Source organism: Selenomonas ruminantium subsp. ruminantium ATCC 12561 (genome assembly GCF_000424065.1).
Taxonomy (GTDB): domain Bacteria; phylum Bacillota; class Negativicutes; order Selenomonadales; family Selenomonadaceae; genus Selenomonas_A; species Selenomonas_A ruminantium.
Genome location: NZ_AUJE01000007.1, coordinates 20,918 through 47,605, shown reverse-complemented (window position 1 = coordinate 47,605; position 26,688 = coordinate 20,918). Strand labels below are relative to the sequence as shown.

The 26,688-nt window shown below is 50.7% G+C and carries 27 protein-coding genes, 1 tRNA gene and 2 riboswitches; all 28 genes read right to left on the bottom strand.

Going from position 1 to position 26,688, the window contains the following annotated elements:
• Window positions 1-4: 4 nt before the first annotated feature.
• Window positions 5-1,006 carry a nucleoid-associated protein gene (locus G598_RS0104965; protein ID WP_026766010.1) on the bottom strand — a complete coding sequence of 334 codons (1,002 nt, stop codon included), beginning with the start codon at window positions 1,004-1,006 and terminating at the stop codon, window positions 5-7.
• Window positions 993-1,703: a hypothetical protein gene (locus G598_RS0104960; RefSeq protein ID WP_026766009.1), complete on the bottom strand. Its 711-nt coding sequence runs from the start codon at window positions 1,701-1,703 to the stop codon at window positions 993-995. The genes G598_RS0104965 and G598_RS0104960 overlap by 14 nt, the downstream gene beginning before the upstream one ends.
• 69 nt (window positions 1,704-1,772) lie before the next feature.
• Window positions 1,773-1,848, bottom strand: a tRNA-Lys gene (locus G598_RS0104955).
• Window positions 1,849-1,923: 75 nt separating this feature from the next.
• On the bottom strand, window positions 1,924-2,712 hold the full coding sequence (locus tag G598_RS0104950; RefSeq protein ID WP_026766008.1) for a helix-turn-helix domain-containing protein: 789 nt from the start codon (window positions 2,710-2,712) through the stop codon (window positions 1,924-1,926).
• Between the two features lie 118 nt (window positions 2,713-2,830).
• Window positions 2,831-3,709 (bottom strand): Hsp33 family molecular chaperone HslO, encoded by an 879-nt coding sequence (gene hslO, locus G598_RS0104945; RefSeq protein ID WP_026766007.1) that lies wholly within the window; start codon window positions 3,707-3,709, stop codon window positions 2,831-2,833.
• A 52-nt stretch (window positions 3,710-3,761) separates the two neighbouring features.
• The gene (gene yfcE / locus G598_RS0104940; protein WP_026766006.1) at window positions 3,762-4,322 is read right to left on the bottom strand and encodes a phosphodiesterase; all 561 of its coding nucleotides are present in this window, start codon (window positions 4,320-4,322) and stop codon (window positions 3,762-3,764) included.
• Between the two features lie 22 nt (window positions 4,323-4,344).
• A complete protein-coding gene (gene ribH / locus G598_RS0104935) occupies window positions 4,345-4,812 on the bottom strand; it encodes a 6,7-dimethyl-8-ribityllumazine synthase (RefSeq protein ID WP_014424133.1) in 468 nt (155 codons plus the stop codon).
• Between the two features lie 25 nt (window positions 4,813-4,837).
• Complete coding sequence (locus G598_RS0104930) at window positions 4,838-6,049, bottom strand: bifunctional 3,4-dihydroxy-2-butanone-4-phosphate synthase/GTP cyclohydrolase II (protein WP_026766005.1); 1,212 nt, start codon at window positions 6,047-6,049, stop codon at window positions 4,838-4,840.
• 15 nt (window positions 6,050-6,064) lie between these two features.
• Entirely contained in the window at window positions 6,065-6,706 is a 642-nt protein-coding gene (locus G598_RS0104925; RefSeq protein WP_026766004.1) for a riboflavin synthase, read from the bottom strand.
• A gap of 4 nt (window positions 6,707-6,710) precedes the next feature.
• Complete coding sequence (ribD, locus tag G598_RS0104920; RefSeq protein WP_026766003.1) at window positions 6,711-7,811, bottom strand: bifunctional diaminohydroxyphosphoribosylaminopyrimidine deaminase/5-amino-6-(5-phosphoribosylamino)uracil reductase RibD; 1,101 nt, start codon at window positions 7,809-7,811, stop codon at window positions 6,711-6,713.
• Window positions 7,812-7,902: 91 nt separating this feature from the next.
• A riboswitch (FMN riboswitch) is annotated at window positions 7,903-8,023 on the bottom strand.
• Window positions 8,024-8,064: 41 nt separating this feature from the next.
• Window positions 8,065-9,288, bottom strand: coding sequence for an RsiV family protein (locus G598_RS0104915; protein WP_026766002.1), 1,224 nt, complete (start codon window positions 9,286-9,288; stop codon window positions 8,065-8,067).
• A gap of 84 nt (window positions 9,289-9,372) precedes the next feature.
• The gene (gene fusA, locus G598_RS0104910; protein ID WP_026766001.1) at window positions 9,373-11,442 is read right to left on the bottom strand and encodes an elongation factor G; all 2,070 of its coding nucleotides are present in this window, start codon (window positions 11,440-11,442) and stop codon (window positions 9,373-9,375) included.
• Between the two features lie 125 nt (window positions 11,443-11,567).
• Window positions 11,568-11,840, bottom strand: a complete 273-nt coding sequence (locus G598_RS0104905) for an HU family DNA-binding protein (protein WP_211221505.1) — start codon at window positions 11,838-11,840, stop codon at window positions 11,568-11,570.
• 152 nt (window positions 11,841-11,992) lie between these two features.
• Complete coding sequence (locus G598_RS0104900) at window positions 11,993-13,591, bottom strand: ribonuclease J (protein ID WP_245582762.1); 1,599 nt, start codon at window positions 13,589-13,591, stop codon at window positions 11,993-11,995.
• A gap of 265 nt (window positions 13,592-13,856) precedes the next feature.
• Entirely contained in the window at window positions 13,857-14,564 is a 708-nt protein-coding gene (gene hisIE, locus G598_RS0104895) for a bifunctional phosphoribosyl-AMP cyclohydrolase/phosphoribosyl-ATP diphosphatase HisIE (protein ID WP_026765998.1), read from the bottom strand.
• Window positions 14,564-15,334, bottom strand: coding sequence for an imidazole glycerol phosphate synthase subunit HisF (gene hisF / locus G598_RS0104890; protein ID WP_026765997.1), 771 nt, complete (start codon window positions 15,332-15,334; stop codon window positions 14,564-14,566). The genes hisIE and hisF overlap by 1 nt, the downstream gene beginning before the upstream one ends.
• Window positions 15,335-15,413: 79 nt before the next feature.
• The gene (locus tag G598_RS0104885) at window positions 15,414-15,785 is read right to left on the bottom strand and encodes a hypothetical protein (RefSeq protein ID WP_026765996.1); all 372 of its coding nucleotides are present in this window, start codon (window positions 15,783-15,785) and stop codon (window positions 15,414-15,416) included.
• A gap of 142 nt (window positions 15,786-15,927) precedes the next feature.
• A complete protein-coding gene (metK, locus tag G598_RS0104880) occupies window positions 15,928-17,118 on the bottom strand; it encodes a methionine adenosyltransferase (protein WP_026765995.1) in 1,191 nt (396 codons plus the stop codon).
• 94 nt (window positions 17,119-17,212) lie between these two features.
• Window positions 17,213-17,315: riboswitch (SAM riboswitch) on the bottom strand.
• An 89-nt stretch (window positions 17,316-17,404) separates the two neighbouring features.
• Window positions 17,405-18,025: a hypothetical protein gene (locus G598_RS20025; protein WP_026765994.1), complete on the bottom strand. Its 621-nt coding sequence runs from the start codon at window positions 18,023-18,025 to the stop codon at window positions 17,405-17,407.
• Window positions 18,026-18,044: 19 nt separating this feature from the next.
• Complete coding sequence (locus G598_RS0104870) at window positions 18,045-18,344, bottom strand: STAS domain-containing protein (protein ID WP_026765993.1); 300 nt, start codon at window positions 18,342-18,344, stop codon at window positions 18,045-18,047.
• Between the two features lie 76 nt (window positions 18,345-18,420).
• Window positions 18,421-20,271 (bottom strand): condensation domain-containing protein, encoded by a 1,851-nt coding sequence (locus G598_RS0104865; RefSeq protein WP_026765992.1) that lies wholly within the window; start codon window positions 20,269-20,271, stop codon window positions 18,421-18,423.
• 128 nt (window positions 20,272-20,399) lie between these two features.
• The gene (locus tag G598_RS0104860) at window positions 20,400-21,323 is read right to left on the bottom strand and encodes a bifunctional riboflavin kinase/FAD synthetase (protein WP_026765991.1); all 924 of its coding nucleotides are present in this window, start codon (window positions 21,321-21,323) and stop codon (window positions 20,400-20,402) included.
• Between the two features lie 7 nt (window positions 21,324-21,330).
• Complete coding sequence (gene truB, locus G598_RS0104855) at window positions 21,331-22,218, bottom strand: tRNA pseudouridine(55) synthase TruB (RefSeq protein ID WP_026765990.1); 888 nt, start codon at window positions 22,216-22,218, stop codon at window positions 21,331-21,333.
• Window positions 22,215-23,165 (bottom strand): DHH family phosphoesterase, encoded by a 951-nt coding sequence (locus tag G598_RS0104850; protein WP_026765989.1) that lies wholly within the window; start codon window positions 23,163-23,165, stop codon window positions 22,215-22,217. Before G598_RS0104850 ends, truB begins: the two co-directional genes overlap by 4 nt.
• Before the next feature lie 5 nt (window positions 23,166-23,170).
• Entirely contained in the window at window positions 23,171-23,551 is a 381-nt protein-coding gene (gene rbfA / locus G598_RS0104845; protein WP_026765988.1) for a 30S ribosome-binding factor RbfA, read from the bottom strand.
• Window positions 23,552-23,585: 34 nt separating this feature from the next.
• On the bottom strand, window positions 23,586-26,063 hold the full coding sequence (gene infB / locus G598_RS0104840; protein ID WP_026765987.1) for a translation initiation factor IF-2: 2,478 nt from the start codon (window positions 26,061-26,063) through the stop codon (window positions 23,586-23,588).
• Window positions 26,064-26,083: 20 nt separating this feature from the next.
• Entirely contained in the window at window positions 26,084-26,404 is a 321-nt protein-coding gene (locus G598_RS0104835; protein WP_026765986.1) for a L7Ae/L30e/S12e/Gadd45 family ribosomal protein, read from the bottom strand.
• A 2-nt stretch (window positions 26,405-26,406) separates the two neighbouring features.
• Window positions 26,407-26,688 carry an RNase P modulator RnpM gene (gene rnpM / locus G598_RS0104830; protein ID WP_026765985.1) on the bottom strand — a complete coding sequence of 94 codons (282 nt, stop codon included), beginning with the start codon at window positions 26,686-26,688 and terminating at the stop codon, window positions 26,407-26,409.

Sequence of the window (26,688 nt, the reverse complement as noted above, 5' to 3'; positions counted from 1 at the left end):
CCTATCAGCCACGATTTACGATATTGCCGATATGCTTGAGCATAATCGACAGCGTCCCATCTTCATTGTTATGGAACTCCATGAACTCCGTATTGTCAAAATACTCCGAGGGAATCGTCAGTTCAATGCCCGTATCGGTCTTGAGCTTATGCTTGCACATCTTCTTGATGGTAGCTTCCTGGTCCATCTTCACCGGCTCCGTAAAGCCTGCCTCCTTGATGGCATTGTCAAAATCTGCCTGCATGGAAGGATTTTCCTTGAAGATTTCCTTGCCGGCTTCCACCAAATCCAACTCGTCAGTATTCTGCATGTTCTCCGTTACATAGCTCTTGACCGCCGCTTCCGTGGCCACCTTGTCCTGCCCATAAGCCTCAGCGACTTTCGCTGCCGTCTTGCTGAGGTTCTTGATGGCCTCCTTCGGCGATGGGGTCAGGCTGCATTCCAAGAGGATTTCGGGGAATACCAGAATGCTGTTGCCGTCAATGGTGTATTTTTTCGCCGTGACCGAGATTTCCTTGCTCTCCGTGTCGATAAAGGCAAATTCCTCCATCTTTTGCGAGAGATTCGGCATAATCGAATAATGATTGATGATTTCGTTCTTGATGCCCGCTTCCGTCTGATTGACCTGATGGGTGTAGCCGATATGGCTGTTTGACTTGAAAATCACAATCTGCCGCCGGTCATCAATGCGCACATCGGCCACAATCACATCACTCGAAGCCATTTCCTCAGCATGGACGAAAGCATCTTCGAGTTTCTTGGCAAGCTCCTTGGAAAACGGCACGAAGCTCATTTCGCCGCCCAGATATTCCTTGACCAGCTGGGCACAATGGCTGTCGTCATAAAACGTTCCCGGCTTGGCATCCTGGCTGCCCCAGGATTTTTCGATGTGTTTGAGCAGGAAGGTTTCAATGCTGTCCTGCACCGTGAGTTCTTCATCCGAATACACCGTCATGCCGGAGTTAAAGTCCAGGATATGTAAAATTGCCTTATCAATTATTACCATAATGTATCTGCTCCTTCTGTTCCTCTGCCCATTTTCTGACCTGCTGCAGGCGGGCGGGCATGCGGCTGCTCAGTTTTTCTTCCAGTTCCCGCAGGTCACTGGAGTCAAAGTCGTAATTTACATCGGGAATGTTCCAAATCCGCGCCTCGGAGAAGAATTCATCCCGGTAGATATTATAATAAACCGTAAAACTGCTCACCAGCGTAAAATCCACGTAATCAATGACGATATAGGAACCATTGTTGATTTTGACGGGTTCCGCCGGGCGGATAAAGAGTTCAAAGCCTTCATTTTCCGCAGGCAAATCAAGGCCATACTGCCATTCCGGCAGGTTGAGTCCCCTGACAATGCTGCTGAGGGTGGCCGGATTAAACTGCGCCATATCCTTGAGCACCTGTTCAAACTGTGCAACCAAAAGCTCCTCAAACACAGAAAGTTTCGCCGTGATAAACTCAATGCGGGCAAATTCAATCAGCCCGATTTTCAGCCGCACCTTGTACTCATGAGTTTCCTCATGGAAATAAACGATGGCACTCTTATGCCATTCCTCATTGACATAGGCATACAAATCATATTTATCCTTGCCGATGACCGGCTCCCGCTTTAAGGTAAAGCCATGCCACTCTTCCGGCAAGGCGGCCATATAGGCCCAGCCTTCTGTTTCCTCTTTGATTTTGGCGATGGTTTCATCCTTCATCTTTGTCCCTCATTGCCGATAATACAAGAAAAGCTCTCAGGCTATGCCTAAGAGCTTGCAATTTTCAAATGGTGACCCACCACGGAATCGAACCGTGAACCTACTGATTAAGAGTCAGTTGCTCTGCCAGTTGAGCTAGTGAGTCGTTAGCCCTGTTCTCAAGGACATGTAATATAATAACACTTAGCTTTACACTCGTCAAGGGCTTTTTCAAAAAAAATCAAATAAAACTTTGCACCGCTTTTTCCATCACACAGCAATGGAAGATTTCTGTGCGGTTGGATACATTCATCTTCTTCGCAATCGAAGATATGTGCTTCTTCACCGTGGCTTCAGCACAGAACAATTTATCCGCAATCTGATGATTAGTCATACCACGACAGATAAGACCGGTAATCTGCCGCTCTCTGTCCGTGAGGCCAAAACGCTCAATCAAAATCTTTTTAGCCAGCTGTCCCTTGGCATTTTGGGGATGGAATTCATAAATACGACGGGTAATCAGGGGTTCGAGCAGGCGCATCCGGAACAGTTCCTTCTCATCAAAGTTGCCACTTTCTTTACGACGCAACAGCCAGAATTTGCCTAAGAGCAGACCATGATGTACCAAAAACAATTTGCAGGCATAACTCATGCCCCATTCATTGCTAATCAGTTGACCAATTTCCGTATGGGATAAAAATTCATTGCTGAACATATCCGAATCGCGGAACACCAATGATTTTTTTTGCCACTCCAACGTGGTGTAAACGCTGGATTTATGTGCCAGGTCAGCCGCCTTAAAAATTTCTGCGACGGTGGGAACGAATTTGGCATGGGGATATGCCATCGGTTCCAGACAATGTTTTTTGTCTGGTTCGTTCTTTACCACATAAGAAATACCGCAGTCAAAAGGAGCAACCTCACTCAGCACTTCGAACACTGTATGCCGGAATTCATCCACGGAGGCGGACATAATCCGCGTAAGTCCAGTAGACATCTGCCAGCATTCCTGTTCATTCAGTTGCAGCATACATTCCTGCCTTTCTTGGGGAAATATGAAATTAACACATCACACACATAACACAACAGATTCATTATACGCTAAAAGAGCGGGTCTTGCAAGACCCGCTCTTCTCTAAAGTGGTATATCAGCGCACTTTATCGGCAGCTGCCGCCAGTTCCTGCAGTTCTTCGCCGGTAAATTCATACTTCTCATTGCAGAAATGACAGGAAACTTCCGCCTTGCCATCGGCAACCAGACTGTCCAAATCCTCTTTGCCCAGGCTGATGAGCACATTAAAGAGCATTTCCTTGGAACAGTGGCACTTGAAGGCCAAATCCGTTTCCGACATATAGTTGATGTCAAAGCCCTGCAGCATTTCCGCAATGATATCCTTAGCCGAGTAGCCCTTCTCCACCATATGCGAAACGGAATTCACCTTCTGCAGGTTGGCTTCAAGCTTCGAGATACATTCCTCTGTCGCATCCGGCAGCGGCTGGATAAAGAAACCGCCCGCCCCAATGCACTTGAAGTCCGGATTCACCAGAACGCCCAGACCGATACTGGACGGCGTCTGCTCGGAAACATAGAGGTACTTCGTCAAATCGTCGGCAATTTCGCCATCGGTGATTTCGCAGCTGCCCGTAATGGGATTTCTAAGGCCCGTAAAGCGGGTCACGGACACGGTACCATTCGTGCCAACACCGCCACCCACATCAATCTTGCCTTTGTCATTGAGCGGCAGGTTCACATGGGGATTGCCCACATAGCCGCGCACATAACCTTCCGGCGTAGCATCGGCAGTAACAATCCCCAGAGGGCCGCCACCGTTAAACTTCACCGTCAGCGCTTCCTTGTTCTTGAGGTTGGCCGCGAGCAAAAGTGCCCCGGTCATCGTGCGCCCCAGGGCTGCTGCCGCCACCGGATAGCAGTCATGGCGGCGAATCGCCTCATTTACTAAATCCGTAGTCACTGCCGCATAAATGCGTACACCATCGGCGGTGGCTTTTACTAAATGGTCTTTCATTACATCTTTCCTCTCAATAATAAAGGCCCTCCCCTGCGGGAAGGCCTGCTTGTCAATCAAACGTATAAGTTGCCAGAACTTCGTCCGTATCAATATCATAAATCGAAATCGTCTTTTTGTCCAGCACCGCAAAGGTATTGCGCTTGTCCTCCCGCTTGGAAAGAGCCGCTGAACCCGGATTCAAAAAGACGGTATTGCCCCGCTTTTCGAGCACCGTGGTATGGATATGACCGCTGATAAAGAGGTCGGCCTTTAAGTGTGCCGCCAGTTTATCCTTCTCAGCATCCGTCATCACGGCATCACCGTGGGTCACGATAATGCGCAGCCCCTCGGCCACCACATAGGCATAAGGCGCTTCAATGGGCAGTTCCAGGCAGCTGGCATCTACGGAAGAATCGCAGTTGCCCTTGGCAATGATGACCGGCACCGGGCAGTTGTTGATTTTTTCCACAAGGCCGGCCGGATTATAATCTGCCTTCATGGGATTGCGCGGCCCATGATAGAGGACATCCCCGGCATGAAGAATCATATCCGCATCATGGAACTGCTTGTCAAAAGCCGTCTGCCATGCGCCTTCATGGCCGTGCGTATCGCTGATAATGCCAATTTTCATTTGCTTTCAGCCTCCTAAATACTTAGCCGATTTTCTTCAGCAGGTTTGCCATTTCCATAGCAGCCATAGCAGCATCCGTCCCCTTGTTGCCAGCCTTCGTGCCTGCACGTTCCACAGCCTGTTCGATGTTTTCCGTGGTCACCACACCGAAGATAGTCGGTACGCCCGTCTGCATGCCAACCTGGGCAACCCCTTTGGAAACCTCGTTGCAGACATAGTCATAATGCGTCGTCGAACCACGGATAACAGCACCTAACGCGATAACAGCATCATACTTGCCGGATTCAGCCATCTTCTTGGCCACCACGGGAATCTCAAATGCACCCGGAACCCAGGCTACATCAATATCCTCGTCCTTAGCTTCATGGCGATGCAGGGCATCCAACGCGCCGCCTAAGAGCTTGCTCGTGATGAATTCGTTAAAGCGGGCTACTACGATACCCACTTTCATATCTTTTGCGGTAATAAAACCTTCAATAACATTAGCCATTGTCATTTCCTCCCAAAACCATAAATTATTTTAAGGTGTCATCATTTAAGAGATGGCCCATCTTCGTCTTTTTGATGGTCAGATACTTTTTGTCGAACTTGTTGGCATGAATCATCAGCGGCACGCGTTCCGTGATGGTCAGGCCATAACCTTCAAGGCCTGCACGCTTAGCCGGATTGTTGGTCATCAGGCGAATGCTCGTCAGGCCCAAATCCGCAAGAATCTGTGCGCCGATACCGTAGTCGCGCAAATCCGGGGCAAAGCCCAGTTCCACATTGGCCTCTACCGTATCGCGGCCTTTATCCTGCAGGGCATAGGCGCGCATCTTGTTGGCCAGGCCAATACCGCGACCTTCCTGACGCATATAGAGCACTACACCTTCGCCGGCTGCTTCAATCTTCTGCAGAGCCGCCTGCAGCTGGTCGCCGCAGTCACAGCGCAGGGAGCCCAAAGCATCGCCCGTCAGGCATTCGGAATGCACACGCACGAGCACATCCTTCTTGCCTTCCACATCGCCCTTGACGATAGCCAAATGGCACTTGCCGTCGAGCTTGCTTTCGTAGGACTTAATGCGGAAATGGCCGAATTTGCTCGGGAAATCCACATCCGCAACCTTCTGCACAAAGGATTCCGTACGCTTGCGGTATTCAATCAGGGATTTTACCGTAATCATATGGAGATTGTGTTCCTTAGCGAACTCAATGAGCTTCGGCGTACGCATCATGTGGCCGTCATCGTCCATGATTTCGCAGCAAAGGCCTGCGGGATAGAAACCGGCAAGGCGTGCCAAATCCGTGGTCGTTTCCGTATGACCGGCACGGCGCAGTACACCGCCCTCTACGGAACGCAGCGGGAATACATGACCCGGACGGCGGAAGCTCGATGCCTTGGCCTTGGGGTCCAAGAGCAGACGGATGGTCTGGCAGCGCTCGTAAGCGGAAATGCCCGTCTCCGTATCGTAAGCGTCAATCGACACCGTAAAAGCCGTCTCATGGTTATCCGTATTGTTGACCACCATCTGACCAATATTGAGCTCATCGAGGCGCTTGCCGTCAATCGGCGTGCAGATAAGCCCCTTGGCATAAGTAGCCATGAAATTGATATCTTCCGGCGTAACTGTAGCCGCAGCGACAATCAAATCGCCTTCGTTTTCGCGGTCTTCATCATCAACCACGACGACCATCTTACCATTTTTTATATCTTCGATTGCCTGTTCAACCGTTGCAAAATCTGACATATTCTATCTCCTTGCTTAAAATCCGTTTTCCCTCAAAAAATCAAGGGTCATATTGCTTTGTGCCTTGGCTGGCGCGGAGCTGCTGCCTTTGAGCATCTTTTCCACATACTTGCCCAGCACATCCGTTTCAATATTGATGGGGCTGCCCGTCTTTTTACTGCCCAGATTCGTGACCTCCCGCGTATGCGGAATCAGGCTGACGGTAAAATCACTGTCCGTCACCTTGGCCACCGTCAGGCTGATGCCGTCCAGTGCCACAGAGCCTTTCTCGACGATATAGCGCAAAAGACTGCTGTTAGCGCTCACCGTCATCAAAATGGCATTGCCTTCATCGGCAAATTTGACAATTTCGCCGGTACCGTCAATATGGCCGCTGACGATATGACCGCCCAAACGGCTGGCCAGTGTCAGCGCCCGTTCCAGATTCACAGGACTGCCCTTTTTGAGTTCAGCCAGCGACGTGCGGCGCACCGTTTCCGGCATTACATCGGCCGTGAAACCTGACTTGTCAAAATGCGTGACCGTCAGACATATGCCGTTGACCGCAATGCTGTCGCCCAAATGCACATCTTCGATTACCTTGGCGCAGGTAATGACGAGACTGCCACCGCCGATACGGGCGACCTGCCCTACTTCTTCAATTATGCCTGTAAACAATCCCTCACCGCCCTTTTACATAACCGGTCAGTAAAATATCCTGGCCAATATTTTCTACCGTGGTACGCTCCAGTTCCACCGCATCGGTAAGTTCAGCAAAACCTTCACCTTCCACCGGCGTCAGCGCCTCACGCCCGCCAATCAGCTTGGGCGCGATAAAGGCATGAACCTTATCCACGAGTCCGGCCTTAAGCAGGGAGAAATTCACCTGCCCGCCGCCTTCGACAAACACCGAACAAATCTCCATTTCGCCAAGCTTGCGCATAAGCAGATCCATATCCACCTGTTCGCCGTCACCAGCAACCATGATGGCTACGCCCTTATCTTTGAGCGCCTGCACGCGCTCCTGCGGTGCCTTGGCTGTCACGGCAATAATGCTCAGTGCCGCACCATCAGTTACCAGTTTGGCATCAAGCGGCGTGCGGGCCTTGCTGTCCACGACGATACGCACAGGATTTTTCCCCTGTCCGTCCGGCAGCCGCGCCGTAAGGCTCGGATTATCCGCCAGCACCGTGCCAATGCCCACCATGATACCGTCATAGGTATCCCGGTACTCATGGACACGCTGCCTTGCCGCCTCACCGGTAATCCACTGGGATTTTCCGGTATGCGTGGCAATCTTGCCGTCAAGACTCATGGCTGTTTTGAGCACCACAAAGGGCTTTTGCGTGGCTATCCATTTCAGGAACACTTCATTGAGTGCGCGAGCCTCATCTTCCAAGACGCCACAGCGCACTTCAATGCCGGCCCGTTCCAGGATAGCTATGCCTTTGCCGGCTACCTTGGGATTGGGATCGCCCATGCCGATGACCACACGCTTAATTCCGGCCTTGACCACGGCTTCGGCACAAGGGCCGGTGCGGCCATAATGGGAACAAGGTTCCAGCGTCACATAGAGCGTGGCGCCTTTTGCCAAGTCCCCGGCCATATTGAGCGCATGAATCTCCGCGTGCGGCGTGCCCGCCTTGCGGTGCCAGCCAGCGCCGACAATGCGTCCTTCCCGCACAATCACCGCACCCACCAAGGGATTAGGCGACGTGCGGCCAATGGCGTTGCGGGCTAAGTCTAGCGCTGCCCGCATAAAATCTTCATCTTGCAAATTCATCACCTCAAATTCTCGGGAATTCAGGTTTGTGAATGAGACGAAAAAGCCACCGGGAATTATCTTCGCGGTGGCTAAAATTGCATGCAAACAAACATGCCTTTTCTCATCCCGACTATACGGTCGGCTTCGGAATTTCACCGAATCGTGCCTGAACGCTCAGGCTTGCGGGCTATACCGCCGGTGGGGAACTGCCCCCCGCCTCAAAGACAAATCTCTGCCCATTATATTAGCATAAATAGGGCCAAAAATCAAGTTAACCAAAAGTCAATTGCCCATCAGCGCCCACCGCACAGATATCCGTTTTGGTCGAGTGTCCCGGTGCAGCTGCCCGGTCAATATAAAAGCCATTCGGATTGGTCATAAAGCGCCAATATTGCTGCTCAGCAGGCGATACCGCAATCGTATGCAGGAAGGTATAAGGAAGGGTTGCCACATGATGCGCCTTTCCCTTTTCCACCTTCAGCACCAACGTCTGCCTGTTCCCTTCTGCGGTCTGGCCGTCAATATAAAGATAGTTGTCCTTGTTCGCCATATGCACCAAAACCGGCTGCAATTTCGTAAGGGGCGTATCGAAAACGCTCTTTCGGCCATTTACCGTAACGGTCACTTTGTTCTCCCCTTCATCAACAGACAGAACATCACGCCGGCCATTGTCATTGAGTGAAGCCGCCAAGGGATAATAACCGCTGAACGGCTGGGCATACGCCTCTGCGGTTTCCAGATACGCTTCGTTAAACAGCTGCGGCTGTTCCTGAAACAGCACCGTCGTCTGCAACAGCCCTTCGGCGTAAGGAGCAATGGCGTATGGGTTGAAATAAACCGTCACACCACGCGGGTCAAGTGTCCAGTTCAGCTTATCCATCAAGGCATACTTGCGCACATGCTTTTCCAGGTCAAAGAAAACCGCATCCGGGTGTTCTTTTTTGAGCTGGGCAATGATGATATCCGTAAACCTGCCCATATCCTTCACCACATCCGACAGGGCAATTTCCTCGCCCGTCATGGTATTGAAGTTTACCCCCTGCCAGCCATACATGCCATGGGCACCGGCGCCATTCGTGTATTCCATTTCCAGATAGCTGACCACAGCATCATCCGCCCGGCGCATGATAACATCCACCTCCTGTGCAAAGGGATGATAATAATTCGGACTTTCCTGCCGGAATTGCACAGCCTCGGCCTTCATGCCGGCACTTTCCTTCTGCAAACGTGCCCAATCGGCAGCGGTTCGCTGTTCAATAGCTGCACTAAGCTTGGGAAAGCGTTCACGCAGTTCCTTATCCACAGCCAGCCCCGCAAATTTTTGGTACAAAACTTCATGTTCGCCCTGCTCATCCCTGTCCATAAAATTCTGCTGCCGGATTTGCTTGAAAAAGCCGCCAATCGCCCGCGGCGCTGCTTCGGCCACACTTCCGACAAACGTAACGGCAATCAGACCCACACACAGCAATGAATTAAACTTGAATTTTCCGAGCACAATAACGCCCCCTCTCTAAAAATCACCCCTGACACCTATTCACCTTATCCCAATAGGTATCAGGGGTACGATTATGCTATAATCTTAATCTTTCTTCTTCCCTTGCGCCTCAATAATCTTTACTGCTTCGCGTTCCGGCACCGGCTCGTAGCGGGTAAATTCGAGACTATAGGAGCCACGGCCCTGGGTAAGGCTGCGCAAATCGGTGGCGAAACGATAGAGTTCTGCTTCGGGGATAAGGGCGGAAATTTCGCTCATATCCTTGCCCTTGCTGTCCACGCCCAAAATATGTGCGCGTTTGCTGTTGAGCTTGCCCATAACGTCGCCCATATAGTATTCCGGCGTAGTCACGCGGATAGTGTCAATGGGTTCAAGCAGAATCGGCGAAGCATCCATAACGCCCTTGCGAATGGCAATGCCTGCAGCCGTCTTAAAGGCCGCTTCTGACGAGTCAACAGAGTGATAGGAACCATCATAGAGGTTGACCTTGACATCCACCACCGGGTAGCCTGCCATTACGCCTGCGGCCAGAGCTTCTTCCGTCCCTTTCTCAACAGCGGGGATATACTGACGCGGTACACTGCCGCCAAAGATGGTTTCCGTGAAGACATTGCCTTCGCCTGCCGGCTGCGGGCTGATTTCGAGCCATACATCGCCAAACTGGCCATGACCGCCGCTCTGTTTCTTATGACGGCCCTGCACTTGCACGCTCTTGCGGATAGTTTCCCGATAAGCCACTTTCGGCTGGGAGAGCACCATTTCTGCACCGAATTTCCGCTGCAGCTGTTCGGCCAGAATTTCCAGATGGACTTCGCCAATGCCTTTGACCAGCGTTTCTCTGGTTTCCTGCTTCTTCTGCACCACCAGCGTCGGATCTTCGTCCTGCTGTTTGGCCAAGGCGCCGAAGACCTTGTCTTCCTCGCCCTTCTTCTTGGATGTTACCGCCATTTCCAGCATGGGCTCAGGATAGCTGATGCCTTCATACTGAATGGGATTGCTCTTATCGCAAAGGGTATCGCCGGTACGCACCTGCTGTAACTTCGTCGTGACCACGATATCGCCGGCAGCCACCTGACTGAGATTTTCCTGGCGCTTGCCCTGCATGGTAAAGAGTGTGCCGATGCGTTCCTCGCCATTTTTATTGACATGGAAGTAGTTGGCATCACCCTTCATTTCGCCGGACAGGACACGGATAAAGCTCTGCCTGCCTACAAAGGGGTCAACGGTGGTCTTAAAGACCTGCGCGGAGAACGCATCTTCCGTACGGCGTTCCTTGATTTCCCCGCTGACGGGGTCTGTACCGATGGACACCTTGAAATACGGCGTGGGCATATATTCCACCAGCCCATTCATCAGCTGACGGATACCGATATTCTGTTTTGCCGAAGCACAGAACACGGGGAAAATCTTACCAGCCTGAATACCTTCAATCATGGCCGCTGCCACTTCTACTTCGGTGATTTCCTCACCTTCGATGTATTTTTCCAGCAGTTCATTGTTATATTCTGCCACTGCTTCAATGAGTTTCTGGCGGGCGGCTTCCACATCGCCTTTGATGTATTCCGGTACTTCGTCCTTCACCACTTCATTGTCATGGGTCACAATCTTCATATGCAAAGCCAACAGGTCAACTACGCCCTGGAAAGCTGCTTCCTTGCCGATAGGAATCTGCACCGGCACAACGCCATCGCCAAAGCGAACCCGCAGTTCCTCTACTACACCGTCAAAATCAGCATGTTCCCTGTCCATCTTGTTAATCAGGAATGCTCTGGGCAGTTCATTTTCCTCGGCAAAGGCAAATGCGCTTTCGGTTCCGGATTTGATGCCTGAGGATGCGGATATGACAATCAGTGCGCTGTCAGCAGCCACCATAGCTCCTTTTACATCACCAACGAAATCAGGATAGCCGGGGGTGTCAATGAAGTTCAGTTTGAAATCACGCCACTCACACGCTACTAATTTTGCGCCAATCGTCATCTTGCGCTTGCTTTCTTCCGGGTCATAATCCAGCGCGCTGGTGCCGTCTTCCACACTGCCCAGCCGCTTTACAACACCCGTATTGAACAAACATGCATCCAAAAGACTGGTCTTGCCCGTTTTGCCATGTCCGGTTACTGCAATATTGCGGATATTGGTACTCTTGTAGTTCTTCATTGACAGTCCCTCCATTTCATATACTGTTTTCTATATTCTCTGAATTTCATTTTAATTCCTGCAAAGGATAATAATTTTATATAAAAAAACTGCCCTCACAAAAGTGAGGGCAGTCTGCCGTCAAATTAGTATTTAACGCTGGATTTGAATGCGAGGCTGTCGCTGGCAGCAATTTTGATGGTTTCACCCGTCTGCGGGTTGCGGCCGGAACGTGCATTGCGATGTGCCTTCTTGAAGGTACCGAAACCAATCAGGCGGATTTCTGCATCAGCCTTAACGCTTTCCTTTACCGTTTCGAGCAGTGCATCAACAACAGCTTTCGTGTCCTTCTTGGATACGCCAGCAGCTTCTGCAACTTTATCAACGAGAATAGTCTTGCTAATTACTTCTTTTGCCATAGTAGTAATCCCCTTTCAATATACTAACAAGTCGTATTATAGCCGATAAATAAAGGCGCGTCAACAAAAAACAGAAATTTCTCTTGTTTCGTCCTAAATTTATTGTTTTATACGCAAAAAGCGCAGCCATCTGCGGACTGCGCTTTACAAACTTATACTTCTTGAATGATTGGAAGAATCATCGGACGGCGGCGGGTCTTTTCAAAGAGGTACCGCCCTAAAGCGTCGCGAACGTTGGCCTTGATAGCTGCCCATTCCTTGACGCCTTCATCCTGGCAGCGGTCCAAAGCCTGTTCGACTCTGGCACGTGCCTCGTCCATCAGTGCTTCCGATTCGCGAACATAGACGAAACCGCGGGAAACGATATCCGGGCCGCCCACTACGGTGTTGGATGCTCTGTCCATGGCCACGACGATAATCAGAATGCCATCCTGCGACAGCTGACGGCGGTCACGCAGAACGATGTTGCCGACATCACCGACGCCCAGGCCATCAACCATGACCATGCCGGCCGTAACCTTACCGGCTACCTGACCTTTATCGCGGGTGAATTCAAATACATAGCCATTTTCACCGAGGAAGATATGGTCCTTGGGCATGCCCAGTTCCTGCGCCAGTTTGGCATGCTGTACCAAATGATGATACTCACCATGTACAGGGATAAAGAACTTCGGACGCACGAGGTTGTGCATGAGTTTCAGTTCTTCACGGCTGGCATGACCGGATACATGAACTTCCTTATCCCGGCCATAAACCACATTTGCACCTAAGCGCATGAGGTTGTCAATGGTCTTGGAAACGAGTTTTTCATTGCCCGGAATCGGCGTAGCCGAGATGATAACGGTATCATCGGGGACAATGGTTACCTTGCGATGGTCAGACATTGCCATGCGGGTCAGGGCCGACATCGGCTCACCCTGGCTGCCCGTGGTGACAATAACGATTTGTTCGGCGCGATAGTTATTGATTTCATCAATATCAATTATAGTTCCTTCCGGAGCGGTGATATAACCAAGCTCCAAGGAAATGGTCACCACATTTACCATGCTGCGGCCTAAGATGGCCACCTTGCGCTTATAGCGCACAGCAGTGTCAATAACCTGCTGAATACGATGTACATTCGAAGAGAAGGTTGCCACGATAATGCGGCTGCGGGCACCGTGGAAAGCCTTGTCAAAGGACGCTCCAACCGTGCTTTCGCTCGGCGTATGGCCAGCCCGTTCCGCATTAGTGGAATCGGCCATCATCAGGAGAACCCCTTTGTTCCCAAGCTCCGAGAAACGGCGGAAATCCGTCATCTTGCCGTCAATCGGCGTGTAGTCGAGCTTGAAGTCACCCGTATGGACAATCATGCCCACCGGCGTCTTGATGGAAAGCCCCACTGCATCGGGAATGGAATGGTTCACACGGATAAAGCCCACGCTGAAACAGCCCACATTGATAATGTCCCCTTGCATTACCGAATGCAGATTGCTCGAATCCACACCATTTTCCTTGAGACGGCCTTCCAAAATGCCCAACGTCAAACGCGTACCATAAACCGGCACATTGAGCTGTTTGAGGACATAGGGCAGGGCACCGATATGGTCTTCGTGCCCATGGGTCAGGACAATCGCCTTGATCATATCGCGATTCTCCAAAAGATAGCTGATATCCGGAATAACGAGGTCCACGCCCAGCATATCTTCTTCGGGGAACATGAGCCCGGAATCAATCACGAGAATTTCATCGCCAACACGGACGACCGTCATGTTCTTGCCGATTTCCCCCAGTCCGCCCAAGGGAATAATCTGTAGTTTTTGTGCTTTTGCCAAAAATTACACCTCCATAATTCAGTTGTCTTCTTGCTTATTTATAATTCTTATATTTCATTGCGTCTGCGCAATCAAAGTCCGAACAATTCATTCTTTACTATTTTATCATTCCAGTTGCCATAATGCAACGAAAAAAAGGACATTTCCCTGCGATAAAGCAGAAAAATGTCCCTCGTATACACTATTTTACCGAAATTTTTTCTTACATATCCGGTCTTACCCCGGTCTTGCCGGTGAACTTATGATAGTTCCCACCCTTGCGGCGGCTCATGAGTTCATCGAGCAGCTGGTCCGGCGTCAGCTTGTGATAAGCCAAAAGCACCAGGCAGTGATACCAGAGGTCGCCCATTTCGTAGAGCACTTCTTCGCTCTTGTTGTTCTTGGAGGCAATGACCGTTTCCACGGCTTCCTCGCCGACTTTCTTGAGGATTTTATCCTGCCCCTTCTCAAAGAGATAATTGGTATAAGAACCCTCTACCGGATTCAGCTGACGTTCTTGAATGACATTATAGAGGTCATTGAGCACCGTGGCCAGCGAAGTCTCCTGCTCCGGCTCGACAACCACCAGACCTTTTTCCTTCTCCTCCACCAGCTTGCGGCCGCTGAAGCAGGTATATGTGCCTGTATGGCAGGCTACACCGGTCTGATGTACCTTAATGAGCAGGGTATCCCCGTCGCAGTCATAGGAAATCTCCTTGACCTTCTGCTTGTTGCCGGATTCTTCGCCCTTGTTCCAAAGGCGCTGACGGCTGCGGCTGTAGTACCAGGTATAGCCCGTCTCAATGGTCTTTTCCAAAGACTCCTTATTCATATAGGCCAGCATCAGTACCTGTCCGTTTTCCTCCTGCACCACAGCCGGTACAAGGCCCTTGTCGTCAAATTTAATCATCGAAATGTCTACTGCACTCATCAGAATCTTACCTCCACGCCCCGTGATTTTAGATATTCCTTAACCTGCCGCACGGTAAACTCACCGTAATGGAATACAGACGCCGCCAACACGGCATCCGCCTTGCCCTCGGTCAGCACATCATAAAAATGTTCGAGTTTTCCCGCGCCGCCGGAAGCGATAACCGGGACATTTACCGCCTCCGAAACCGCCCTTGTCAGGGCGATATCATAGCCGTCTTTGGTGCCGTCAGCATCCATACTGGTGAGCAAAATCTCGCCGGCGCCCAAGGAAACAGCCTTGGTTATCCATTCCAGGCAATTAAGCCCTGTCGGGGTTCGGCCGCCATTGACATAGACTTCCCATTTGTCCTCGCCGCTACGGCGGGCATCCACCGCCAGCACAATGCACTGCCGGCCAAATTTCTCCGCACCCTCACGGATAAGTTCCGGATTTTTTATCGCAGCCGTATTGACCGAAACCTTGTCGGCTCCTGCCTTCAGCATCCGGCTCATATCCTCCACGGTACGGATACCGCCGCCCACCGTAAAGGGAATAAAAACCTGGCTGGCACAATCGCGTGCCACCTGCACGATGGTATCGCGCTTGTCGCTCGATGCGGTGATATCCAAAAACACCAGCTCATCGGCCCGCTCCTTGTCGTAACGAGCAGCCAGTTCCACCGGGTCACCGGCATCCCGCAGCCCCACAAAATTCGTGCCTTTCACCACCCTGCCATCTTTGACGTCCAGACAGGGAATAATGCGCTTCGTATAGGTAGATGTACTCATATAACATATCCTCATACAATATTTACACTCAACACTACCTATTTTACAATAATTAATTAAAGTTTACAAGTTTTTGTGTTTATCCCCACTCCAGCGCAGCGTCCCAATCGACTTCAGGCAAAATTCCCTCCCCATGCACCGGCAGGTTCAACGGACGCAAATCCAGTTCACGCGGCCGCCATCTATGTATACCTTCATCTTCTTCCCCGGTCAGATATTGGGGAGCAGATATGCAGGACAGCTGGCAGTAGCCCAGGCTGCGAATCCACTCGTCCAGCCTGCTTTCCACTACCAATGTCTGACTCTCCGACATCGCCTTATTTTTTTTGCGTATTCTGGTATTCCCCAACGGGTCGAGCAAAATTTCCCCAGTTACAGCATCCGGCGACAAACCAAAGCCAAACAACTCATCTGTCCCCACACGGCCCAAACGCTCAATCCAAACCAGCATAGCAATCAACTCCTCTCACAATTAGGAGATAAAACTTATCTCAATGTATTATGATTAGACATTTTTTGCCTTAATCCTTCCTTTACGGACGAAAAAAGTAAGCCCCTCCCGCAGGAAAGGCTTACTTGCAAAGGTTATAAAATTACAGACCGGCTTCTTTTTTGAGCACATCTGCCTTGTCCGTGTGTTCCCAGGGCAGGTCCACATCGGTACGGCCAAAATGGCCATAAGCAGCCGTCTGCTTATAAATCGGACGGCGCAAGTCAAGCATCTTGATGATGCCAGCCGGGCGCAGGTCGAAATGCTTTTCAACCAGTTCTTCGATTTTTTCTTCGGCCACTTTGTTGGTGCCAAACGTATCCACCATGACGGAAACCGGGTACGCTACACCGATAGCATACGCCAGCTGGATTTCGCACTTGTCGGCCAAACCTGCCGCTACGATATTCTTGGCCACATAGCGGGCAGCATAAGCGGCACTACGGTCAACCTTCGTGGGGTCTTTGCCGGAGAAAGCACCGCCGCCATGACGAGCCCAGCCGCCATAGGTGTCAACGATGATTTTACGGCCCGTAAGACCGGAGTCACCCTGCGGGCCGCCGATGACGAACTTGCCCGTCGGATTGACGAAGATACGGGTTTCTTCCTTGAGCAGGTCAGCAGGTACAACCGGCTTGATCACATGCTCAATGAGGTCCTTGCGAATCTGTTCCAGCGTTACATCTTCATCATGCTGGGTAGAGATAACAATGGTATCCACAGCCACCGGTTTGCCATCCTCATAGACAATGGTAACCTGCGTCTTGCCGTCCGGACGAAGGTATCCGAGCGTGCCATTCTTGCGGACTTCCGTCAGACGGCGTGCCAGTCTCTGCGCCAGCGCAATCGGCAGCGGCATGAATTCCGGCGTCTCGTTGGTGGCATAACCAAACATCATGCCCTGGTCACCAGCACCCACTGCATCTGCTTCATCAAGCTTGCCTTCGCGGGCTTCAAGTGCCTGATTTACCCCCTGAGCGATATCCGGGGACTGTTCATCCAATGATACCAAAATACCGCAGGTCTTACAGTCAAAACCGTAAGCGGCATCGGTGTAGCCGATTTCTTCTACCGTGCTGCGAATGATTTTCGGAATATCCACATAGCAGGTCGTGGAGATTTCACCAACCACATGTACCTGACCGGTCGTTACCAACGTTTCACAAGCCACACGGCCCTGCGGGTCCTGGGCGATGATGGCATCTAAGATGCTGTCGGAAATCTGGTCAGCCATTTTATCCGGATGACCTTCCGTAACCGATTCCGACGTAAACAGCATACGTTTCTTGCTCATAATTTTGCCTCCTTATGCATTAAGCTGCTGAAATGTCTCGTCTTCCATTGGGCAAAAGGAAAAGACTCTCATAAATGAGAGCCTTTTATCTTCACTCTCATCTTATAGGCTTCGCCTAAAGGAATTGGCACCGTTTCGCAATTGCGATGGTTGCCGCAGCTTCATTGGGCCTATCCCTCCACTGCTCTGGATGAGTTCATATTCAGCTTTATCGATAAATCGATTTTATCCTATTTTTCCCAAAATGTCAAGAATAAAACTGAATATGATTCATTTTTTAATTCGATTATTCAGTTGTGTTAAATTTCTTGCGGATAATCATTTCAATGTGATTTCCCTCTACCGAGACCTGTATATCATCGGCAATGTTCGCCACGATGGATTTTTCCAATTCATCTAAGGCCTCTTCCATTTCGGTATCTTCATCGGCTTTCTTTTCCACATCATACCGATATTGCTGCAATGACCACATATAAGCATCCGCTGCCATCCCGACACCGCCCATGCTCATGCAATGCATATCACCGGTCGATACCATTGCGCCATCTTTCATGTTATAAAGGCTGTCTTCAATGAAATCCTTTATCTTGCCCATGATACCTACAGAAGCTTCATTTCTCTTTTGGGAAGAAGTATCAATAAGCTCCTGCTTTTTTTCATAATTCATCATGGCATCAGCCAAAAGGTGCAATTCGCAGTTGCCATCCGGCGAGCCTTCCATCCAAAAATCTGCGGAGAAATCCTCCACAATAGCCCGTACCATGCTCATGGTTTCTTCGGCCAACAGACGGGCACGACGGGCACTGCGCTCGCCAAAGCCCATTCCGCAGCTGAAGGATTCCACCTCGTCCAAAGCCTTCTCCATGCCATAGCCGAGACTGTTTACCTTGATTTTTGCGGTTCTCATGTAAGCCCCCCAATCCCTGTTATTCTTCAATGGTGAGGAAATCAATAAAGCCTGTCATTTCCAATACATCTTTTACATCGCTGTTGACATGGGTAAGCTTCATCGAACCTTGTTTCTTCATCCGTTTCTGGGCCAGCAGCAGCACACGCAGGCCGGCAGATGCCACATAGACCAGTTCACTGAAATCAAAAGTCAAATCCGTAACACCGGTCAGTTCATTCTGCACAACTTTATCCAGTTCGGGAGCCGTAACCGCATCCAGACGGCCAACCAACGCAAGCTTCAACACCGAACCATTTTGTTCTTTTTTAATCTCCATAACAGGTAACCCCTTTCATTTATCATCATAAAATATTTATTCGCTTTTTTTTCGCATTTTCCTGCAATTTTTTTATTTATGACTGCATCCAAAGTTTCTGATAGCTTTCCAGCTGCCTTACCGTATGCTGAATGATATTCTGCGCCAGCCGCGGTGAGCTTTCGATTAAACGCTGCAACGCAGACAGCGGAACCGTCAGCAGCACAACCTGTTCGGTAAGCACTTCCGCCGACAAGTGGCACTTTCGGTCTGGCAGCAGGGCAAGTTCATTGATCCAACTGGTTTCAACCCGGATATCCAACGCATTATACCATCCATCACCAGTTTCCAAACAGCGTGCCACCTTACCTTTAACCAAAAAGACTGCATTTTCCTCAATTTCTTTTTCTGCAATACGATCACCTTCAAAACGCGTACTCAGCTTTGCATCCCGCATGAAGAGTTGAATAAGACCTCTGTCACATTCCTGCAAGAGGGACAGCCGGGAAATATAATGCTGCAATACCTTGCGGGAATCCTCCGGCGGAATCTGATGAATCTCTTTTTCCCAACGATTTTGTAAACGGGGCAGGAATTCCACATAAGGCAGATTCCAATCGGTCAGCAGCTGCTGCAATACCAACAGGTAATGATTTGCCAGCATACGGATATTACTATCCGTGAAGAGTTTATCATTATAAACAATCTTCAGCCAAACCTGTCCCTCATCCGTGCTAAAGCGCAAAGCCAGACGGACATTGCGCACATCCATTGTATTTTGCAGTACTATGCTGCCTTCTAGTTGCCCTCTGACTTCTACATATTTTTTCCCGGACTGGAAAAAATCAACAAAGTTCAAGAAATGATCGAAGTTATCTTCCCAGCTGCCAACCAAAGCGGCAATATCCCTGCGGGCCAAAGCCGCATAAGACTTGGAGATGACAAATTGCTGAAATGCCTTCGTGATAATCCCCTGAACCGTAGAACTGCCTTCCATCTGCATACGCATCGGCACCAGACTAGGTTCAGCACCATCTCCCTGGTTACGCGGCACCAACAGGCAATACGCCACATCCTGACACTCATTTTCCTGCTGCAGCAAAAAACTCCATGCCGAATGCAAAATGGACATCAACATCATCTTATTATCCTTAGCCTGCTTACGCAAATCGGACTGAATGTCCAAGGGAATCCTGACGACATAACTCTTTTGACGGGAATCCGTTTTTTCCCCACCTTTCCGCATATAGGGAACTTTAGGCAGCGGCGGAAGATTGTTCAAAACTTTTGACCAGTAATTCATCACCGGTTCAGCCATCTTTTCCGTCAGAACAAAACCATTGTCTTTATGAGCAGCCGGCTGTACATTCTCCCCTTGCGCCAAGCGGAAAAGATTGTGGATATTCAAGTCATTCAATACGGCCTGTACGGCAGTTACAATAACGGCATACTCATCCGTCCCCGTACGGAGTATCACAAAACGAATCAGCAGGTCATGCTTCAGGTCAAATTCCTGACGCATTTCTGTTTCCATAATCTTCCGCAGCGTTCCATCCAATTCATCCTCCGGCACATCTTCCAGATTGCGAAATACAATCGATGGCAATTCCCTTCGCTCAGTAAAGACTACAGCTACCGTACGATTCTTCAGGGGACAGTAATTAAGCCGGAAAGCCTCCTCGGCAGCCATCATTTTATTGACTGCCATATTAAATTTCAAGGGAAGAATTTTGCCCTTTATTTTATACAGGGTCTGCAGCACGGCCCCTGACATATTTACACTGGCCCTGGCCCCTAAGAAACTTTCCTCACGGTTATTTAATTCCCGTATATACTGAATGGTATTGGCAGTCAGGCGGTTCATACCTTTCTGCGCACCATAAATATGCTCTAAAAAAATCTTTGTACTGTCATCCAGTTCGGCAAATGTTCGTCTTTCCTCAGCCATGAGCAGTATCCCCCTATCCATCTTAGAAATCGAACTTAAGTATCCCACTTTCATTTATTCGCCTATTCCATAAAATATTCCTTTTTTCTATGAAAAATGACCCGTCAAAAATTTGACAGGTCATAAATTTAGTAGCGCCAAAACTGTTTGGCTTTTTCCTTATCCTTTTTTATCTGCTTCACGAGCTGTTCAACACCGTCAAACTTCACTTCATCCCGCAGTTTTTCGATAAATTCTACGGCAATGAGTTTATCGTAGAGGTCACCCTTGAACTCTGCGATATTGACTTCAATCCGGCGGTTACAACCCTTGAAGGTGGGATTATTGCCGATATTGGCTACACCATTATAACTATGGCCCTGAAACTTCACCCCGACCGCATAGACGCCATTAGGCAGCATTACCCGCTGCTCGCTGATGGCTAAGTTAGCCGTAGGAAAGCCCAGGAGCCTGCCGCGCTCGTCCCCATGAATCACCCGTTCCATCACGGTAAAGGGACAGCCCAGAAAGTCGCTGGCCGTATGCAAATCCCCCGCCGCGAGCAAACTGCGGACACGGGTAGAGCTTACCGGCCGGCCGTCACGCAGGACAGCCGGGCAGATTTCTGCCGTAAAACCATACGCATTGCCTTCCCGCAGGAGCATGCGCTGCGTTCCCTTGCCCTTGCAGCCAAAGGTATAATTAGGGCCGGTCACCACATAGTAAGGCGCCAGATTCATGCGCAGGATTTCCAAAAATTCCTCAGGACGGCGGCTGGCAAATTCTTTGGTAAAAGGCATGGCAATCAAAATATCCACGCCGAGTTCCTCCAGCCGCTTTTCCCGCAGGATGTTGTTGCCAATCTGCAGCGGCATGGCCTGCGGAGCCAACACCGATAAGGGATGATTGCTGAAGGTAAAGACCACGGACTTGCCGTCAATCTTTTTGGCCAGTTCCACAGCCCGGCGGATAATGCTCTGATGACCGATATGCACGCCATCAAACATGCCGAGCGCTACCGTCAGGCGGGGATATTTTTTTGTCAAATCAATCAGTTTGTTGTATACTTCCATGATTTTATCACCGCCCTATTACCTTCACCGGCAAAAGTTCTTCTCTTTCTTTATCGTAACGGCCTACGCCGATGAAATAACCGTCCGCATAAACCCGCAGGCTTTCCGTCTGCGCCGTAAAGTTACGCACTGTGCTGGAAAGGCCATTACAGAAGGCCTTTTCCCGCTTGGGATTCAAATCAAAACGCTGCATGGAGCTTAGGTATTTATCCGCAGGCAGCAAGGCATTGGCGCCTGCTACGGCCAGTTCTTCCATGGTCAGCGCATTTTCGACCGTAAAGTCGCCCACCCGCCGTCTGAGCAAAAAGGCCATCGTCGCAGGCACACCCAAAGCCGCGCCAATATCCTGACAGAGGCTGCGGATATACGTTCCCTTGCTGCAATCGCAATCAATCAGCAGCATATCGTGGCTGTGTGCCAGTAAATCCAGCCGATAGATGGTGACTTCGCGGGACGGAACGTTCACCTCTTTACCTGCCCGCAATAAATCGCAGGCCTTTTGGCCGTTGATTTTTATTGCCGAATGGGCTGGCGGCGTCTGCTGGATTTTACCGGTGAACTTTTGCAGCACCTTTTCAAGCGTTGACATGTCAAAATCTGACCAGTCCGTTTGACTCGTCAATACCTTGCCCGTATCGTCACCGCTGTCAGTGGCAATACCGAGCTTGATTTCCGCCCGATAAGTTTTATCCGTCAGTTCTAGATATTCGATAAGTCGGGTAGCTGTGCCCACAGCCACAGGCAGTACACCTGCCGCTGCAGGGTCTAACGTGCCGGCATGCCCTACTTTTTTCGTATGGAGCACCCGCCGCACATAGCCCACCACATCATGGGAGCTCATGCCGGGCGGTTTTAGGATATTGAGAAAGCCGCTTACGGGCTTTACCTCCGTCACGATTCAGCCTCCAATACCTGCGTAATGGCCTTGATAAGGTCATTTCTGGCTTCAGCACAGTTCTTTTCAATCGAACAGCCTGCCGCCCGCACATGACCGCCGCCGCCAAACTGCAGGGCGATTTTCGTCACATCAATACCCTTAGAACGCAGGCTCACGCGGCAAAGCCCCGGTTCTTTTTCTTTCAGGGTAAAAGCGATATCCACGCCTTCAATGACCCGCACCATGCCAATAAGGCCTTCGGGGGCTTCATGTTCCTGCAGGGCGGCATTGTCCAGACAAATGCCGGCCACCTTGCCGCCAGCAAAAAGCTCAATCTTCTGCAGGGCAAAGGCCAGGCTCTGTACCTCCGAAAAAGGACGCTGTTCGAGCGCTTCGGAAATAACATTAGGCTGCGCACCACAGGCCAGCAAAGAAGCTGCTGTCTGCATGGTTCTCGGCGTGGTATTCGAGAAACGGAACCATCCCGTATCCATCGCCAGGCCCGTATACAGGCACATCGCCATATCCTGCGTGCATTTCACGCCTAGTTCTTCAATTAATTGGTAAATGATTTCGGCAGTAGCAGCCGCCGTTCCATCGAGATAGAGCTTATCGGCCTGACCATCATTTGTGATATGGTGGTCGATATTGAGGGTCGGAGCGCTAACCGCCTCTTTTACCCGGCCAATGCGGTCAAGGCTCACATCCACCGCTACCAGAAGGTCTGCGGGGATGTTTTGCCCTTCTTCCACTTTCCCTATAAGCTCATATCCCGGCAGCACAGAAAATGCTGCCGGGATATCATCATCGATGAAAACCTGCACCTCTTTGCCCAAAGCCTTGAGTGCATGCATAAGGCCAAGGGAACTGCCGATGGCATCGCCATCGGGGTTCACATGGGCAGTAAGCACAATGCGTTCATGGGCGTTGAGTTCCGCTGCCGTTTCCGTCAATGAAATTTGCATTTGTTTTACTCCTCAGGTGCCGAATCCTTTGCTTTCGCTTCATCTTCGGCCTTGATTTTTAAGAGCAGTTCCTGGATATGCGCACTGTAATCCAGCGACTTATCCAGCGCAAAGCTCAGTTCCGGGGTTACCCGCAGGCGAATTCGCTTGCCGATTTCCCGGCGGATAAAGCCCAAGCTACTGTTAAGCCCCGACCAGCAAGCCTTCACCTGGGCTTCGTTTCCCATCAGGCTCACATAGACCTTGGCCTCCCGCAAATCGCCCGTGCATTCCACAGACGTTACGGTCACAAAGCCAATGCGGGGGTCTTTTAATTCCCGCAGGATAATCTGGCTGATTTCCTGTTTCATCAGTTCCTGAACTTTTTCCACGCGCAGCTGTCCCACAGTCACGCACCTCCTTCTACTTCTATCTCAGTCATTATTCCTCATTTTCTTTGGCAGCCCGTGCTTCCGCTTCTGCCTGACGCTTTCTGGCGGCCTCTTTGTTGGCTTCGTTGATATCCGTGGCAATTTCTTCCATCGTGTAAGCTTCGATGATATCGCCTTCCTTGAAGTCACGATAATCGATGATGGAAATACCGCATTCGTAACCGGCAGCTACTTCCTTCACCTCATCCTTGAAGCGGCGCAGGGAGTCGATTTCCCCGTCGAACACTTCGATGTTGTCACGGATAATACGAATCTTGGAGTTGTTGTGAATCTTGCCTTCGAGGACATAAGAACCAGCAACAAGCGCCTTGGAGAACTTCATGACCTGGCGGATTTCTACGCGGCCCTGTACAACTTCCTTGTACTTGGGCTTGAGCATGCCGCTCATTGCGTCCTTGACATCATTGAGGGCATCGTAGATGACGCGGTAAGTGCGGATATCCACATCTTCCGTATCGGCTACGCGGCGCGCATTGGCATCCGGGCGTACGTTGAACGCGATGATGATGGCATTCGATGCCGAAGCCAGCATAACATCGGATTCGTTTACGGCACCTACGCCGGAATGAACCACGCTGACGCGAACTTCATCGTTCTTGTTGAGTTTGAGGAGCGAGCCGCAGAGTGCTTCGACAGAACCCTGTACGTCAGCCTTGACCACGATATTGAGGTCTTTGATTTCGCCTTCCTGAATCTGATGGAACAGGTCATCGAGCGATACCTTCTTGCTCTTGATGAGGTTGGTGCGCTGACGTTCTACGCGGGCTTCCGCAATGGAACGGGCCTGTTTTTCTTCAAGCACAGCCAGAATATCACCGGCTGCCGGTACATCGTTAAGACCGAGAATCTCAACCGGCACGGACGGGCCAGCCTTCTTGACGTTGTTGCCACGGTCATCGACCATAGCACGAACCTTACCATAGGTCGTACCGCAGACCACGGAATCACCGATGCGCAGGGTACCGTTCTGTACGAGTACCGTTGCCACCGTACCACGGCCCTTGTCGAGCTTGGCTTCGATGATTACACCGCGGGCATCACGGTTCGGGTTAGCCTTGAGTTCTTCGACTTCGGCAACGAGCAGTACGTTTTCCAGAAGGTCATCAATACCAATCTGCTGTTTAGCCGATACGGGAACCATGATGGTGTCGCCGCCGTATTCTTCCGGAACGAGGTTGTGTTCCATGAGTTCCTGCTTCACGCGGTCCGGATTTGCGCCCGGCTTATCAATCTTGTTGACCGCCACGATGATGGGCACGTTAGCAGACTTGGCATGGTTGATGGCTTCGACGGTCTGAGGCATAACGCCGTCATCGGCAGCAACCACGAGGATCGCGATATCCGTAATCTGAGCACCGCGGGCACGCATAGCCGTGAAGGCTTCATGACCCGGCGTATCGAGGAAGACAATCTTCTTGCCTTTGCAGTTTACCTGATAAGCACCGATGTGCTGGGTAATACCGCCGGCTTCGTGAGCGGATACATGGGTATTGCGGATGCAGTCCAAAAGCGAAGTCTTACCATGGTCAACGTGGCCCATAACGGTAACAACAGGCGGGCGCAGCTTGAGGCTCTTCGGGTCATCCTCGATTTCGGGGATTTCCGTCGGGTCTGCATCAGGCGGCAGTTCTTCGCAGGTTACGCCGAATTCAGATGCCACGAGAGCTGCCGTATCGAAGTCGATTTCCTGGTTGATGGTTGCCATTACGCCCATCATAAAGAGCTTCTTCACCACTTCAGCAGCCGTGTAGCTCATCTTGGAAGCCAGGTCCTTAACGGCAATCATTTCCGGCAGCTTGATGTGCTTCGGACGGGCGATTTCCATTTTCGGTGCCGGCTGCTGACCGCCACGCTTGTTGTTACGGCCCTTGCCGCCACGGCGGTCATTATTACGGCCATTCCGGTCATTGCGGTCATTCCGGTCGTTACGGCCATTGTTTTTGCCGCCACGGCGGTCGTTGCGGTCATTCTTGTCGTTGCGGTCGCGATTGTTCTTGTCGTTGCGGCTGCCGCGTTCACCACGGCTGTCGTTGCGCTCGTTGTTATTCCGTTCATTGTTGGCGCGCTCATTATGACCGCCGCGATTGCCGCCTTCATGATTGCGGTTCTGACCGTTGCCGTGATTATTGCTGCCATTCTTGTGCTGGCCGTTGTCATGCTTTTCGTGGCTGCGACTTGCGTTCTTATCTGCCGTTTTTGCCTTGGGAGCTTCTTTCACTTCTTTGACTTCCTTAACCTCTTTCACTTCTTTCGGCTGAGCTTTGGGCTTGCTGTCCTTCGCCGGAGCAGCCTTGGCAGCCGGAGCTGCGCCCTTGTTGTAATGCTTTTTCAGTGCTTCACGCTCAGCGTCACCGACACTGCTGAAATTATTTTTAACCTGGAAACCGCCTTTCTGCAGGACTTCCAGAACTTCTTTAGTTTCCTTGTTGAATTCTTTGGCCAATTCATAAACTCTTATATTGGACATTAATCCACCCCCGAATTATTTCATAGTGATTCCTCCATCAGCTGGCGAAGTTTTTTCGCAAAGCCATCGTCCAGTAATGCGGCGACAGCGCGGAAATCCTTGCCCAAACATCCGCCCAATGTCTCACGGTCGAGACAATCGGCATAGGGAATCGCGAATTTATCTGCTAATGTAATAAAATTTTTCTTGCTTTCTTCAGCGGCATCACCAGCCAGCAGGACAAGCACAGCCTGCTTTTTCTTCACGGCCTGTTCCACAGCAAATGCCCCGGAAACAATGCGGCCAGCCTTCTGTGCCATGCTCAAAAGGTTTGTGATGCGCTGCTCTTTAGGTTTAGCCATATTCAGCCCTCAGCCTTGGGCAGCTCATTTAACTGCTGCTCCAAAAGCTCATATACAGACTTATCAATCTGACTCTTGAAGGAACGCTCTAAGCCCTTGCTCTTGCGCGCAGCGGCAAAGCATTCCAGCTTCGGACATATATAGGCGCCCCGGCCAGGCTTTTTCCCCGTGGTATCCACGGAGAACTCCCCTTCGGGACTGCGCACAATGCGGATAAGCTCCCGTTTAGGGCGGCTTTCCTGACAGCCCAGGCACATGCGCTGGGGTATCTTCTTGGTTTTCAC